This is a genomic window from Rhodococcus sp. 05-340-2 (assembly GCF_002258915.1).
Taxonomy (GTDB): domain Bacteria; phylum Actinomycetota; class Actinomycetes; order Mycobacteriales; family Mycobacteriaceae; genus Rhodococcoides.
In genome coordinates, this window is the sequence record NZ_NOYU01000006.1 from 351172 (window position 1) to 364873 (window position 13702).

The window sequence follows — 13702 nt, forward strand, 5'->3', positions numbered from 1 at the left end:
CGCGTGCGCTACTGATCCGCTTCGTTCGGTTCCATCTCGTTGACGATCAGCAGTCCGTCGCGGCCGCGCTGCTCCCGGTAGGCGACGCGGCCGACGGTGTGCGCGATCACCGGGGCGGTCACCAGGGTGAAGATACCCACCAACACGAGCATCCAGATGTCGACGTTGCCGCGAAGGCTGATGACGGCTCCGATCAGAACCATGATCAAGCCGACGACCTGTGGCTTGGTGGCCGCGTGCATCCGCGACAGGGTGTCGGGGAAGCGCACGATGCCGACAGCGGCAGTGAACGCCAGCAATGCCCCCAACAGGATGAAGACGGATGCGATGACCTGGGCTACGGTGCTCATTCGTCCCTCACTCTGAAGCGTGCGATGCTGACCGATCCGACGAAGCTGACCAGGGACAGCGCAACGATGGCCGGTACGAGGGTGGTGTCTCGGCTGTAGACGGCCCATACCCCGAGACCGCACATCGAGACCGCGAGGATCGTGTCCATCGCGACGAGACGGTCGAGCGTGCTCGGGCCGTCGAGCAGCCGGTACGCGGTCAGGATTGCAGCGGCCAACAGGAGGGCACCGGCGATGGCGAGAACGACGGTCACGACCAGTCCCCCTTCCTCTTGTCGTCGGTCTTCTTGTCGTCTCGAGGGGTGTCGGGATCCTGTGCGGCAGGATCGTCGCCGAGCACCCCGTGATACTGCTCGTACTCCTGGTAGTGCAGGGGGCTGGGCTTCCAGTCCGAATCTCGCTCGAATGCCGCGATGAACAGCTTCTCCAGGTTTCGGACGTAGGCGTAGAAGCCGTCGACGGCCTTCTGAGTGCCCATGTCCAGTACGTGTACGTAGAGCAACCGTCTGGTTCGGTCGATCTCGAGAACCATGGTGCCGGGAACGAGGTTCATCGCGTCGACGAACAGCGTGAGCACCAGATCGGATTTGATCGCGATGCGGCAGCGCAGCACTCCGGTGACCGGCGGTGCTTTCGGGCGGATCGCCAACCAGGCCACGCTGACGCTGGATTCCCCTGCGTAGTAGAGAAATACGACGGCGAGTTTGACGAGCGAGAACCCGTGGATGCGGCCCTCGACCGGAACACGAGGCAACGGCAGCAGCACCATGATGAGCAGTCCCACCGCTATTCCACCGAGAACGTTCGCCGCAGAGACGTTGCCCCACAGCAGTACCCAGATCGCCGTCAGCCACGCCAGCGTCCACAGGCGCAGCAGAACGGAGCGGTTCATCTTCATCGGGTGCCCTCCTCGTTCGTGCGCGACTGCTCGTAGGCCTGATCGCCGACCCATTCGGCACCGCGCACCGCATCGATGTACACCGAACGATCGCGAAGGTCTGCCGCAGCGCGGTCGCTGATGTCGATGATGGGGCCTGCGAACACCGTCATGGCCAAGCCGACGGCAACGAGCCCGATGGTCGGGAGCAACATGAAGGCGGGCATCCGGCCCACGTCCTCGCGGTCACCGAACTGGATGTCGGACGAGTCGTCGAGAAGAGCGGACGGGCTGTTGTCGGCCAGGTCGCCCTCGGGCGCATCGGCGCGGGCGCGCCAGAACGCCTTGGTCCACACCCGAGCCACCACGTACAGCGTCAGCAAGCTGGTGACGGTTCCGCCTGCGACGAGCAACCAGGCCAACACACTGCCCTGTTCGCTACCGGCCTGCAGCAGTGCGACCTTGCCGATGAAGCCCGAGAACGGAGGAATGCCACCGAGATTGAGGGCAGGCACCAGGAACACGATCGCGAGAACCGGGCTGGCCGCAGCCAATCCACCGAGGCGTCGAAGCGAGGACGAACCGGCCTGACGCTCGATGAGACCGACGACGAGGAACAGCGTCGTCTGCACCAGAATGTGGTGGGCGACGTAGTAGATCGAGCCGGACAATCCCGATTGTGTCGACAACGCGACACCGAAGATCATGTAGCCGATGTGGCTGACGAGGGTGAACGAGAGCAGTCGCTTGATGTCGCTCTGTGCGATGGAGCCGAGGATGCCGACGAGCATCGTCAGTAGGCCACAGACCATCAGGACGTTGTCGAGCGAGCCGTCGGGGAAGAGCAGGGTGTGGGCGCGGATGATCGCGTACACACCGACTTTCGTCAGCAGGCCGGCGAACACGGCGGTGACCGGTGCCGGGGCGGTGGGGTAGGAGTCGGGTAGCCACGTCGAGAGCGGGAACACCGCGGCCTTGATGCCGAACGCGACCAGCAGGACCGCGAAGATCGCGGTTCTGGTTCCGGAGTTGATGTCGTCCATCCGTACCGCGATGTGGGCCAGGTTCAGCGTCCCGGTTGCGCCGTAGACCAGCGCGATGCCGATCAGGAAGATCAGCGAGGACACCATCGACACCATCACGTACGACACGCCCGCGCGTACCCGGTCCGCACTCGCACCGAGCGTCAGCAGCACGAACGAGGCGGCGAGCAACACCTCGAAGCCGACGAACAGATTGAACAGGTCGCCTGCGAGGAACGCGTTGCAGACGCCTGCGGTCAATGCGAGATAGGTCGGCAGGAAGATCGAGACGGGCTGGTTCTCGCTGCCGTCGCGGATGCCCTGGCCGATGGAGTACACCATGACCGCGAGCAGCACGATGGACGAGACGACGAGCATCATCGCCGACAGGCGATCCACCACGAGGGATATGCCGAGCGGCGAGTCCCAACCACCGACCTGCAGCGCGCTGGTGCCGTCGCGGTCGGCGAGGTAGAGCATCATCGACGAGATCGCGACCACCGCGGTGAGCGCGACGAGGGTGATGAATCGCTGCGCGCGGGGCCGTCGTCCCAGCACCAGGGTCAACGCCGCCGCGAGCATCGGAATCAGCACCGGCAGCGGAGTCAGAACGTCGATCACTGCGGGGGAGATCGTCATGCGTGGTCTCCCTTCTCATCTGGTCGGCTGTCGTCCTTCTCGGCGGTGTCGAGTCCGTCCAGCCCGCGCAGCTGCGGGTTGTCGTCGTCGTTGTCGAAATCGCCGTCGTGCAGGTCCTCGTAGCACTCGAGATCCTCGCGATTGACGAGTTGTTCGATCGGAATCGGGTTGCCCTTCGAGTCGAACGCGTCGCCGCCGAAGCTCGGCTCACCCGTCACCGGGTCGTCCGAACGATCTCGGTCGGGGGCCTCGGCCATCGAGCGACGCCGCGAGACCTTGGTGTCCTCGGGGTCGTTCTCGACGTCGTCCTTGGTGTTGAGAGTGAACGACCGGTACGCCAGGGCCAGCACGAACGCCGCGATTCCCATCGTGATGACGATTGCCGTGAGGATCACTGCCTGGGCCAGCGGATCCGCCATCTGTTGGTTGACCGCGTTGTCGCGGCCCACGATGGGCGGAGCTCCCGCGGGGCCGCCGACCGTGAGCAACAGCAGGTTGACGCCGTTACCGAACAGCAGCAGTCCGAGCAGCATCTTGGTGATACTGCGTTCGAGCAACAGGTACACACCCGATGCGACGAGGACGCCGGTGATGATCAGCATTCCGAGATCTGCGGTCATGGGGCGCTCACTCGGCCTTGGCTCTGCATTTCCACCTGTGCGTCGAGACGGGCACCGAGGCTACGGAGCACGTCGAGTACCAACCCGACCACGATGAGATACACACCGAGGTCGAAGAACAATGCGGTGACCAACTTGATGTCGCCGAGAATCGGCAACGTCACCTCCAACGTGGCCGAGGACAACGCCGGTGCTCCGAGGAACATCGACGCCACTGCGGTTCCGGCCGCGAAGATCAATCCGAGTCCGAGGATCTTTCCGGCGTCGATCGGCACTGCTTCACCGAGCTCGTAGCGGCCACCGGCCAGGTACCGCAGCACCAGCGCCAGTCCGGCGGTGAGCCCACCGGCGAAACCGCCGCCCGGGGCGTTGTGGCCGGAGAAGAAGAAGTAGATCGACAGCACCATGATCGTCGGGAAGATCAATCGCGTGGTGACCTCCAGGATCAACGACCGATGCCGCGGATCGATCAGATCGCCGCCGAGCAGCCACGTCGTCTCCGCAGAGAAATTCGCGTCCGAGTTCGACGAGGAGGCGTTCGATGCGGGGGCGTCGGACACCCTTGGAGCACTGCCGAACCGGCGGTTGCGGAAGACCAGGCTCGCCACTCCCGTCGCCGCGACGAGCAGGACGCAGATCTCGCCGAGGGTGTCCCAGGCTCGGATGTCCACGAGGATCACGTTGATGACGTTCTTGCCGTCGCCGAGTTCGTATGCGGCGTCCGGCAGGAGCAACGACACCGGGGCCGTGTTGCGGGCGTTCATCGCGAATGCGCCCAACACACTGACGGTCGCTCCGACGGCGACGGCCAGAACGGCGCGTGGTCCGCGGGAGCCGGCCGAGCCTCGATCGTCGACCTCGGCAGGCAGCTTGCGCAGCACCAACACGAACACCACGAGGGTGAGGGTCTCGACCAGGAACTGTGTCAGTGCCAGGTCCGGTGCGCCGTGGATGGCGAAGATGACGCCGCAGCCGTAGCCGGTGAGCCCGACGAGGATGACGCTGGCCAGGCGGTTGCGCATCACCGTGGCTCCGAGACCGCCCGCGATCATGATCACCCCGATGATCAACTGCAACGGGGAGTTCCACAGGGTGTAGTCCAGGCCGGAATCCTGGCCGACGAGCAACACGATCATCGGTAGCAGCACCAATGTCAGCAGGATGGTGCCCTGGGTGAGGGGGAGCGAACCACGCTGCGTGGTGCCGGTCAGGCGGATGGACAGGGCATCCATGTACTTGAGGACGTTGTCGTAGATGCGGTCGGCATTGCCGAGCGGCGGATGCTCGAACTTGAGCCGGTTGACGACCCGGTGGGCGATGAACAGCCCGACACCGCCGGTGACGACGACGACCGTGAGCGCGAGCGGAAGGTTGAAACCGTGCCAGAGAGCCAGGTGGTAGGGCTCCTGGCCGTACGACGGCAGGGTGCGCGCGTACGGGCTGACGATGTGGTCGACGACCGAGGATCCGAACCCCGCGACCAGGCCGAGCACCGCCAGGAATGCGGGTGCCGCCAGGAACAGTGCGGACGGCGCGTGCATCGCCTTGACCGACGGACTCGCCCGCTTGAGCTGCTTGCGCGCGAATGCACCCCACACGAACCGGATGCTGTAGGTGACGGTGAGGATCGAGCCGATCACCAGGCCTGCGACGACGAAGGCTGCGACCGTGGGATCGAGTGTCGGCGTGCTGATCACTGCCGACAACGCCGTCTCCTTGCCGACGAAGCCGAGCATCGGCGGTAGTCCGGCCATGCTGGCCGCGGCCAGCGCCGCTATCGCGGCGAGCCAGGGAGCCTTCTTGCCCAGGTGGGCGAGTTTGCGGATGTCGCGGGTGCCGGTGGTGTGATCGATGATGCCGACCACCATGAACAGGGTCGCCTTGAACATCGCGTGTGCGATCACCATCGTCAGGCCGGCGAGCATCGCCTTCTCCGACCCGATGCCGACCAGGACCATGAGGAAGCCGAGCTGGCTGACCGTTCCGAACGCGAGGATCAGCTTGAGGTCGAATGCGCGCAGAGCTCGCCAGCCGGCCAGGATCATCGACAGCAGTCCGAGACTGATCACGGTGGCGCGCCACGGGCCGGAATCGGCGAACCCAGGGGCCAGGCGCGCCACCAGGTAGATGCCTGCTTTGACCATCGCCGCGGCATGGAGGTAACCACTGACCGGCGTCGGGGCGGCCATGGCCCCGGGGAGCCAGAAGTGAAGCGGCACGATGGCCGACTTGCTCAGTGCGCCGATGAGAACCAGCACGATTGCGACACCGGGCAACCAGCCGCCGGGCGCGTTCGCGACCAGCTCGGAGAGGTTGTAGGTGCCGGACACCTGGCCCAGAATGATGATGCCGACCAGCATCGCCAGGCCGCCCGCAGTGGTGACGAGCAGTGCCTGGGTGGCCGCGCGTCGGCTCGACGCTCTCTCGGCGTAGTGGCCGACGAGCAGGAACGACAGGACCGTCGTGATTTCCCAGAAGATGTAGAGCACCAGCATGTTGTCGCTGGTGATGAGGCCGAACATCGCACCGGAGAACGCGACCATTTCGGCGGCGAACAATCCGAGCCGGGGCTCGTCGTCCTCGAAGTAACGCGCACAGTAGAGCAGAATCAGGGCGCCGATGCCCAACACCAGCAGCGACATGATGGCGGCGAGTGAGTCGAACCGCATGTCGATGTTCATCGACAACCCGGGGACCCATTCGATGTTCAGCTTCTGGTCGGTTCCCCAGTTGCCGAACACCCAGATCAGGCTGAGCAGGGGTACGAGAGCGAGCGGGAAGAAAGCATTGCGACCCCACCACCGGACGAACAGCGGCGCGAGCAGCGCGGCTGCGGTGTGCGCAAGAAGAATGGCGAGCAAGAATCACTCCGTCGTCTCGGTCGCGTCGGCGACTGGGCCGAGCGGTGGTCGTTGGGCGGCGATGAGTAGGGTCTGGAAATCGGTGTGAAATTCGATGTATGTCTTTGTGAAATAACGAAGCGGCTGCCGAACGGCAGCGCGCCAGTTGTCTGTTTCCATCCTACTTTGCGAGGTAGGCGGCGTGCCAAGCGGTACAGAACGCTGCGAGTCCGTGAGTGAGGGGAGCGCATCGGTGACCGATTCGAGGCTCATTCGTACCGCCGGATTGGCCTACGTCCGGGATCGTCGAATGATCCAGACGCGATCGGCCGGCAAATCCGCGTTCTACATGGCGGGCGGCAAGATCGACCCCGGCGAGACACCCGAGCAGGCACTGCACCGAGAGATCAGAGAAGAGCTCGATGCGGCGGTGACGGACGTCCGGCTGCTCGGGGTGTTCGAGTGTCAGGCATGGGGGCACCCACCGAATACCCCGCTCGAGATCACCTGTTTCCTCGCCGACCTGGCGAACGAGCCGTCGCCGACCAATGAAATCGCAGAGATCAGGTACTTCACCCGCGACGAGTACGCGGCCATGTCCGACGTCGCTCCGGGATCGCTGATGGTGTTCGACCGGATGAAAGCACTCGATTTGATCGACTGAAGCGCGTATGTTGGTTGTTGAGAGAACGTACGTTCTCCACAGCCACCGCGAAGGAGTCCTCTATGACGAACCTGTCCCAGAAAGCCACCACCCTGCTCGAGCTGCACCAGCCCGGAAACCCGGTCGTCCTGCCGACCGTCTGGGACGCCTGGTCCGCCAACCTGGCAGTGTCCGCAGGCTTCACCGCGCTGACCGTCGGAAGCCACCCCGTCGCCGATTCCATCGGCAAGCCCGACAACGAAGGCATGACCTTCGACGAACTGCTCGCCCGCATCTCGCAGATTTCCGCAGCCGTCGACGTGCCGCTGTCGGTCGACATCGAATCCGGCTACGGCGAGGACCCCAAGCGACTGATCGACGGCCTCGTCTCCGTCGGAGCCGTCGGCCTCAACATCGAGGACACCGTGCACAGCGAAGGCGGACGCCTCCGCGAAGCGCAGGAACATGCCGACTTCGTCGGAGCACTGCGCGCCGCATCCGACGCCACCGACGTGCACGTGGTCATCAACGCCCGCACCGACCTGTTCGTCAAGGCCATCGGCGACGAGAGCGACCGCGTCGAGCGCGCCATCGCACGTCTGAAGCTGTGCGCCGCAGCCGGAGCCGACTCGCTCTACCCCGTCGGATTCCACAACGACGCCGACTACAAGCGTCTCGCCGAGGAACTCCCACTGCCCATCAACGCCATCGCCAACCCGGCCGAGGGCGACCTGTCGCACTTCGCATCCCTCGGCGTCGGACGTATCAGCTTCGGGCCGATCTTCCAGATGGAGCTGGCCAAGCGGGCAGAGGAGATCCTCGGCCGCTGGAAGTGAGCCGCTAGGCACTCCCGTAGGCCTGCAGATGCGCCACCTGCTCGGGATCGAGTGACGGCTTCACCGTCGCCCGAGCGGCGGCGACATCGGCGGCGGTGACGTCGGCTGCATCCATCGACCGACGCATCGCCGTCAACGCGGCCTCGCGCAGCAGTGCTGCGCAATCGGCCGCGGAGTAGCCCTCGAGATCGCGCGCCAACGACTCCAGATCCACGTCTTCGGCGAGCGGGACGGATTTGCCCGACGCCTTCAGGATGTCCACGCGGGCATCGGAATCCGGCGGTGGCACGAACACCAGGCGCTCGAGTCGGCCGGGCCGGAGCAGTGCGGGATCGATCAGATCGGGTCGGTTGGTTGCCCCGAGTACGACGACGTCGCGCAACGGTTCGACGCCGTCGAGTTCGGTCAGCAGCGCCGCGACGACCCGATCGCCGACGCCGGAATCCGAACTCTGGCCGCGTCGGGGCACGAGCGCATCCACCTCGTCGAGGAAGATCAGCGACGGAGCGGAATCGCGGGCACGTTGAAAGAGTTCTCGGACAGCCTTTTCCGAGGAGCCGACCCACTTGTCCATCAGTTCTGCGCCCTTGACCGAGTGCACGCTGAGCTGCCCGGAACTGGCGAGTGCCCGTACGAGGAACGTCTTGCCGCAGCCGGGCGGACCGTACAGCAGAACTCCTCGCGGCGGCTCGATTCCCAAGCGCGCGAACGAATCCGGGTGCCGCAGCGGCCACAGCACCGCCTCGGTCAGTGCCTGCTTGGTTTCGACCATGTCGCCGACGTCCTCGAGCGTGAGACTGCCGATGGCCAGTTCTTCGCTCCCCGAACGTGACAGTGGGCGGATCACCTGAAGGGCGCCCACCAGATCTTCCTGCGTCAACGAGGCCGCGGCCGAATCGTTCGATGCGCGCGCCGCCGCTCGCAGCGCCGCCTCCCGCGTCAGTGCGGCCAGATCGGCGACCACAAAACCCGGTGTCCGTGAAGCGATCTCGCCCAGATCGACGTCGCCCTGCGGAACCTTACGCAGCAGGTGCTCGAGCAATCCCTTGCGGCCCGCCGCGTCGGGCAAGGTCAGGGTGAGCTCACGATCGCACAGGTCCTGACCGCGCAGTCTGGGATCGGTTGCCTCCGGATGAGCCGTCGTCGCGATCAGGGCCAGGCCGGGAGTGTCGACGGCCCGGCGCAGTACGTCGAGGACGAACGTGGACGCCGGTTCGGGCTCGGAGGGCAGCAACGCGTCGACATCGGTGATGAGCAGAACTCCCGAACCCGCAAGCTGGTCGACGGCCGCGGTGACCCGATCGACCCGGGCCGACGCCTCGAGCGCACCGATCGACGGTCCGTCCAGCACGACGCATGCGCGTTCGCCGACGACCGCCCGCGCCAACGTCGCCTTGCCGACCCCGCCCGGTCCGGTGATCAACACCCCGAGATGCGGCGATGCGCCGAGCGTCGCCAACAACTCCGACTCGTCCAACGCCAGCCGTAGCCACTCGGTGAGCTTGGACTGTTGGGCGCTGACTCCCACCAGATCGGCCACGCTCACCGGTGGTGCCGAGGTCTTCGGCGCGGGAACCGACGCTGCCGGTGCCTGGACAGCGGTGACGGTGCCGCTGCCCCACCCGACCGCCGAATTGGGCTGCACACTCACCGGCCCACCCGACGGATCGACGGCCGAGACCGTCAGCAACTCGGTGGTCCAGGCAACCCCGAACGTCCTCGACAGAGCCTGCGTCGCCGAAGTGGTCGAGGTGCCGGGCCCGAGGTCGCGGGGGAGGAGCGAGACCGTGTCGCCCACCGTCAGCACCTTGCCCAGCAACGCTTGCCGCAGGGTGGCGTCGGAGATGGAACCGGTGGCGAGCGACGAGCCTGTCACCGTGACGGTCCTTGCCCCGTAGACCGTGACGGGTCCGACTGCGACAGAAGCATTTTCGCGAAGTCCGGTGTTGGAGAGGGTCACGTCGTCCAGTAATGCGGTGCCCTGAGGTGACCCGTCGGGAGCCGCGGCGACGACGGCGGCCGTGCGACGAGAACCGATGAGCGACACCGCATCCCACTCCCTCAGGCCCAGAGCCGCGAGCACTTCCGGATGCAGGCGCACGACGCCGCGTCGGGCATCGGCCGCTGAGGTGTTGAGGCGTGCAGTGAGAACGAGCTCAGGCGTCGTCGAGCGAGATTCGGTCACACGGTCAACAGTAGCGGCGAGACACTAACTGCGAGGTCGACGCAGTCCCAGACGAGCCTGCGATCGGCGATTGTTACCCGGCGCGCGGCGGATGGCCCGACGCTCGGCGCGGCGCTCGGCCGGCTTGGCGTCCCACGTGTATGGGCGCGCGGCGGTCCAACGCTGCGAGCGCACCGCGAACGGGATGTGCACCAGGTAGGCCAGCACCAAGCCCATCAGCAGAATCAGCGGGAAGGTGATGAGCGCGGCAGCGAGCAGCGCAACCAGCACCAGCAGGATCGCGGCCAGCCGCGGCGGCACCGAGACGGTCTTGAGCGCCAACGTGGGGATGCGGCTGACGATCAGACCGGCGGTGAGGATCGCCCAACCGGCAACGACGTAGAACGAGGCCCACCAGCCGTCACCGAATTGCTCGAAGCCCGCGATCGGTGCCATGGCGATGAGCGCACCGGCGGGGGCGGGAACTCCGGTGAAGTACTCGCGCGCGTAGGCAGGAGTGTCGTCCTCGTCGAGCAGAGTGTTGAAGCGCGCGAGGCGCAGCACGATGCTCACCGCGTAGACCAACGCCACGATCCAGCCGCCGCTGCTGCCCTCGAGCAGCGTCACGTACAGCACCAGTGCCGGGGCCACACCGAACGAGATGGCGTCGGACAGCGAGTCCAGTTCGGCACCGATCTTGCTGGTGGCGTCGAGCAATCGGGCGATGCGACCGTCCAACGCGTCGAGGATCGCCGCGGCACCGATCATGGCGAGCGCGGTGCCGAGCTGGCCGTCGAGAGCGAACTTGACCGCGGACAGGCCGGAGCACAACGCGAGGATCGTGACGACGGACGGCAGCAGACGGATGGCAGCGGGCGGCTTGGCGCGTCTGGTGATCATGTCGGCTTCTACTGCGGAAGCTCGGCGAGGACCGTCTCGGCACCGACCGCACGTTGGCCGCGTTCGACCAGCAGTGTGGTGCCTGCGGGGAAGTAGGTGTCCACGCGGGACCCGAATCGGATCAGTCCGTAGGTGTCGCCGATCGACAGTGCGTCGCCGACCTTCGCGTTGTTGATGATGCGTCGAGCGATGAGGCCGGCGATCTGCACGACGGCGACGTCGTGTCCCGAGTCGGTCCTGATGTGCATGCTGTTGCGCTCGTTGACCTCGCTGGCCTCGGCCAGGTCCGCGGATTTGAACTGGCCACGGCGGTGTACGACCTCGACCACTCGACCGGCAACGGGAACGCGCTGCACGTGGACGTCGAGGACCGAGAGGAAAATGCTCACGCGCGGGACCGGCTGCGAGCCCAGATCGAGCTCGGCAGGCGGCACGGCGGTGTCGACGAGCGTGACCAGACCGTCGGCGGGAGCGACGACGACGCCGGGGCGATTCGGCGGCACTCGCGACGGGTGGCGGAAGAAGGTGGCGCAGGCTCCGGCGGCGACGAGACCGGCGTTGCGGACCCACTTGGAGCGGCGGCCGAGAACTGCGACGGCGAGCGGACCGCCGACGAACGGCAGGCCTGCGGGGTGTAGCGGTGGAACCGTTTCACGAACCAAATCGACGATGTGAGCCACTCCGGTGCGGGGCGGTTGACCAATCGGGGCGGGACGGCGTGCCACGGTCTCCTCTAACTGTCGGCGACTGTACTTGTCGGCAATAACGGGTGCTGGCAGTTCATGGTGCTGAAAGCGAATCATGCGTCGAACGCACGACTGCCGAGGCCCTCACAGCGTACGTGAGGTGCCCCGGCAGACGAGAGGTGCGAGTCGATCAGACGCGGCTGCGTCCCGTCACGAGCTTGACCAGGAACAGCAGGATGCACGCGCCGATGAGGCAGGTGATGAAGCTGAAGATCAGGCCACCGCCTGCAACGTCGACACCGACAGCGCTGAGCAGGAATCCGCCGAGCAATCCACCGATGATACCGACGACGATGTTCAGGATGATGCCCATCTGCGCATCGGTCTTCATGATCTTGCTGCCGATCCAGCCGGCGAGTCCACCGATGATGATCCAAGCAATCCAGCCGAGTGTGGGTGTCATGTTGGGCCCCCTCTTTCCGTGTTTGTTGAACGGGTCTGTTCGAACAGCCGGATGCCCGAGAGAAACAAACCTGAAACATTCCTGAGAAAAATTTTTTAGCGGGACTTTTCACTTTCCGTCTTGATGCGACGCAGAGTCTTGTTCATACCGTCGATCAACTCGACATCGAACTCGTCGATTCCGCCGAGGACCCGCTTGACCAACAACGACGACACCGCCGACGTGCCGCTGGGGGCTTCCCGCTTCTCGACGACGGTCGTTCCGGTCGCGGTGGGGGTGAGGGTGTAGGACCAGATCGTCTTGTTCTCGACGACGCGGAAAGCGAGTTGTCGGTTGGGCTCGAAGGTGACGACCTTGGAGGTGGTCGGCCAGACGAGCATCCCCTTGCGATTGATGTTGAGCGTCTTGGTGCCCTTGCCGATCGGTCCGCCGAAGACCTTCATCTTCTTGCACTGCGGGCTCCACTCACCCATGCGCTGCAGGTCCGAGACGATGGACCACACGGTCTCGGGGCTCGCGGCGATGTCGATCGTGGCTTCGAGGGTCTTGCTCAACGTGGGCCTCCAGGTAGTGAGGTAAATGCAACTGACTGTCACACTCAATCGTGCGCATCCTATGTGTCAACGGACACAATTGACCAGGCTCCACTCCCGCTCAATTGGGTCGTTCCGCAGGCTCCACTCCCGCTCACATGCGAGCGAAGCGAGCCAGGACGAACGCGTACAGCCCGTAGAGCGCGATGCCCACTCCGGCGAGGATCAGCAGAACCTGTCCGTAGGGCTGCGAGCCGAGGGTCTTGAGAGCACCGTCGATGCCGGTTGCCTTCGACGGATCGGATTGCAGAACGGCCACCACGACGAGGAGTCCGGCTCCGACCAGGGCAGTGCCCTTGGCGGCGTATCCGGCGATGCCGAGTTTGACGACGGCCCCGCTCTGGTGCCCTTCGAGATCGTCGAGGAAGTTCTTCGAAACACCCTTGTAGACGTGATATCCACCGACTCCGATGACCACGAGCGCGATGGCGATGAGCACGAGCTTGCCGCCGCCCGATTCCATCAGTCGCGCGGACCAGCCGGCGTTCTGTTGTCCGCTGGACTTGCCCGAGCCGGTGGCGAATCCGTAGGTCGAGAACGCGAACGCGATGTAGACGACGGCCAGTGCGGCCGCTTTGAGACGGTCCATCGCACTCCCGGCGTCGGCGTCGGATTTCTTGCCGACGATCGCCTCGACGATGCGCCACAGTGCCAGCGCCACGAAGGCGACCACCGCCACCCAGAGCGCGATCTTTCCGCCCGGCTTCTCGGCCAGCTCGGCGAGTGCACCGGACTGGTCTGCGTTGCCTGCCTGACCGAACGCCAACCGGATGGCGATGTAGCCGATGAGGATGTGCAGCACTCCACTGACGAAGTGGCCGCCTCGCGCAGCTTTCTCGAATGCTCCGTTGTTCTGCACGGAACTGGCCACAGAATTTCCCGACGTGTTCACGAACGTTCCCCGATCAGTAGATTGGGCAGCCGTTTACCCCGACCGTAGGCCGAGGAAACTGTCTCGCGCGGCAAAACGCCGCACGAGATCCCACCGCGGCGTTAACACCGGGCGGACACTGATCGATGTAGCAAGCGGAGTGTCGGGACCAACGAAGAAATTGTTCGGAGTGATCCA

At 65.2% G+C, this 13702-nt stretch carries 14 protein-coding genes; 2 read left to right on the plus strand and 12 right to left on the minus strand.

What is annotated here, in order from left to right; all coding sequences use genetic code 11:
• Positions 1 to 8: 8 nt before the first annotated feature.
• Genes mnhG through CH271_RS03185 form a run of 6 tightly spaced genes read right to left on the minus strand, consistent with a single transcriptional unit; the run spans position 9 to position 6369 of the window.
• Positions 9 to 350: a monovalent cation/H(+) antiporter subunit G gene (gene mnhG, locus CH271_RS03160; protein WP_094632626.1), complete on the minus strand. Its 342-nt coding sequence runs from the start codon at positions 348 to 350 to the stop codon at positions 9 to 11.
• Complete coding sequence (locus CH271_RS03165; protein ID WP_037186722.1) at positions 347 to 604, minus strand: monovalent cation/H+ antiporter complex subunit F; 258 nt, start codon at positions 602 to 604, stop codon at positions 347 to 349. The genes mnhG and CH271_RS03165 overlap by 4 nt, the downstream gene beginning before the upstream one ends.
• A complete protein-coding gene (locus tag CH271_RS03170; protein WP_306437403.1) occupies positions 601 to 1242 on the minus strand; it encodes a Na+/H+ antiporter subunit E in 642 nt (213 codons plus the stop codon). The genes CH271_RS03165 and CH271_RS03170 overlap by 4 nt, the downstream gene beginning before the upstream one ends.
• Positions 1243 to 1244: 2 nt before the next feature.
• Positions 1245 to 2888, minus strand: coding sequence for a Na+/H+ antiporter subunit D (locus CH271_RS03175; RefSeq protein ID WP_037186727.1), 1644 nt, complete (start codon positions 2886 to 2888; stop codon positions 1245 to 1247).
• A complete protein-coding gene (locus CH271_RS03180) occupies positions 2885 to 3508 on the minus strand; it encodes a Na(+)/H(+) antiporter subunit C (RefSeq protein ID WP_037186728.1) in 624 nt (207 codons plus the stop codon). The genes CH271_RS03175 and CH271_RS03180 overlap by 4 nt, the downstream gene beginning before the upstream one ends.
• Entirely contained in the window at positions 3505 to 6369 is a 2865-nt protein-coding gene (locus CH271_RS03185; RefSeq protein WP_037186730.1) for a Na+/H+ antiporter subunit A, read from the minus strand. Before CH271_RS03185 ends, CH271_RS03180 begins: the two co-directional genes overlap by 4 nt.
• Before the next feature lie 232 nt (positions 6370 to 6601).
• On the opposite strand from CH271_RS03185, the gene CH271_RS03195 reads away from it, so the two are divergent.
• The gene (locus CH271_RS03195; protein WP_353955473.1) at positions 6602 to 7012 is read left to right on the plus strand and encodes an NUDIX hydrolase; all 411 of its coding nucleotides are present in this window, start codon (positions 6602 to 6604) and stop codon (positions 7010 to 7012) included.
• Between the two features lie 62 nt (positions 7013 to 7074).
• Entirely contained in the window at positions 7075 to 7827 is a 753-nt protein-coding gene (locus tag CH271_RS03200) for an isocitrate lyase/PEP mutase family protein (RefSeq protein WP_094632629.1), read from the plus strand.
• Positions 7828 to 7831: 4 nt separating this feature from the next.
• Here the strand turns inward: CH271_RS03200 and CH271_RS03205 are convergent, their stop codons facing one another.
• From CH271_RS03205 to CH271_RS03230, 6 genes are all read right to left on the minus strand, one after another.
• Positions 7832 to 10012, minus strand: a complete 2181-nt coding sequence (locus CH271_RS03205; protein ID WP_094632630.1) for an AAA family ATPase — start codon at positions 10010 to 10012, stop codon at positions 7832 to 7834.
• A gap of 24 nt (positions 10013 to 10036) precedes the next feature.
• The gene (gene pssA, locus CH271_RS03210) at positions 10037 to 10891 is read right to left on the minus strand and encodes a CDP-diacylglycerol--serine O-phosphatidyltransferase (protein ID WP_037186737.1); all 855 of its coding nucleotides are present in this window, start codon (positions 10889 to 10891) and stop codon (positions 10037 to 10039) included.
• 8 nt (positions 10892 to 10899) lie between these two features.
• Positions 10900 to 11616, minus strand: coding sequence for a phosphatidylserine decarboxylase (locus tag CH271_RS03215; RefSeq protein WP_037188588.1), 717 nt, complete (start codon positions 11614 to 11616; stop codon positions 10900 to 10902).
• 151 nt (positions 11617 to 11767) lie between these two features.
• A complete protein-coding gene (locus CH271_RS03220; RefSeq protein ID WP_094632631.1) occupies positions 11768 to 12040 on the minus strand; it encodes a GlsB/YeaQ/YmgE family stress response membrane protein in 273 nt (90 codons plus the stop codon).
• Positions 12041 to 12135: 95 nt separating this feature from the next.
• A complete protein-coding gene (locus tag CH271_RS03225; protein WP_094632632.1) occupies positions 12136 to 12594 on the minus strand; it encodes an SRPBCC family protein in 459 nt (152 codons plus the stop codon).
• Between the two features lie 133 nt (positions 12595 to 12727).
• Positions 12728 to 13525 (minus strand): DUF1206 domain-containing protein, encoded by a 798-nt coding sequence (locus CH271_RS03230; RefSeq protein WP_037186744.1) that lies wholly within the window; start codon positions 13523 to 13525, stop codon positions 12728 to 12730.
• Between the last annotated feature and the right edge of the window lie 177 nt (positions 13526 to 13702).

What these genes read in the sequence shown, in the direction of transcription:
- mnhG (WP_094632626.1), bottom strand. Translation starts at nt 350, where the DNA reads ATGAGCACCGTAGCCCAGGTCATCGCATCCGTCTTCATCCTGTTGGGG.
- CH271_RS03170 (WP_306437403.1), bottom strand. Translation starts at nt 1,242, where the DNA reads ATGAACCGCTCCGTTCTGCTGCGCCTGTGGACGCTGGCGTGGCTGACG.
- CH271_RS03175 (WP_037186727.1), bottom strand. Translation starts at nt 2,888, where the DNA reads ATGACGATCTCCCCCGCAGTGATCGACGTTCTGACTCCGCTGCCGGTG.
- CH271_RS03180 (WP_037186728.1), bottom strand. Translation starts at nt 3,508, where the DNA reads ATGACCGCAGATCTCGGAATGCTGATCATCACCGGCGTCCTCGTCGCA.
- CH271_RS03200 (WP_094632629.1), top strand. Translation starts at nt 7,075, where the DNA reads ATGACGAACCTGTCCCAGAAAGCCACCACCCTGCTCGAGCTGCACCAG.
- pssA (WP_037186737.1), bottom strand. Translation starts at nt 10,891, where the DNA reads ATGATCACCAGACGCGCCAAGCCGCCCGCTGCCATCCGTCTGCTGCCG.
- CH271_RS03220 (WP_094632631.1), bottom strand. Translation starts at nt 12,040, where the DNA reads ATGACACCCACACTCGGCTGGATTGCTTGGATCATCATCGGTGGACTC.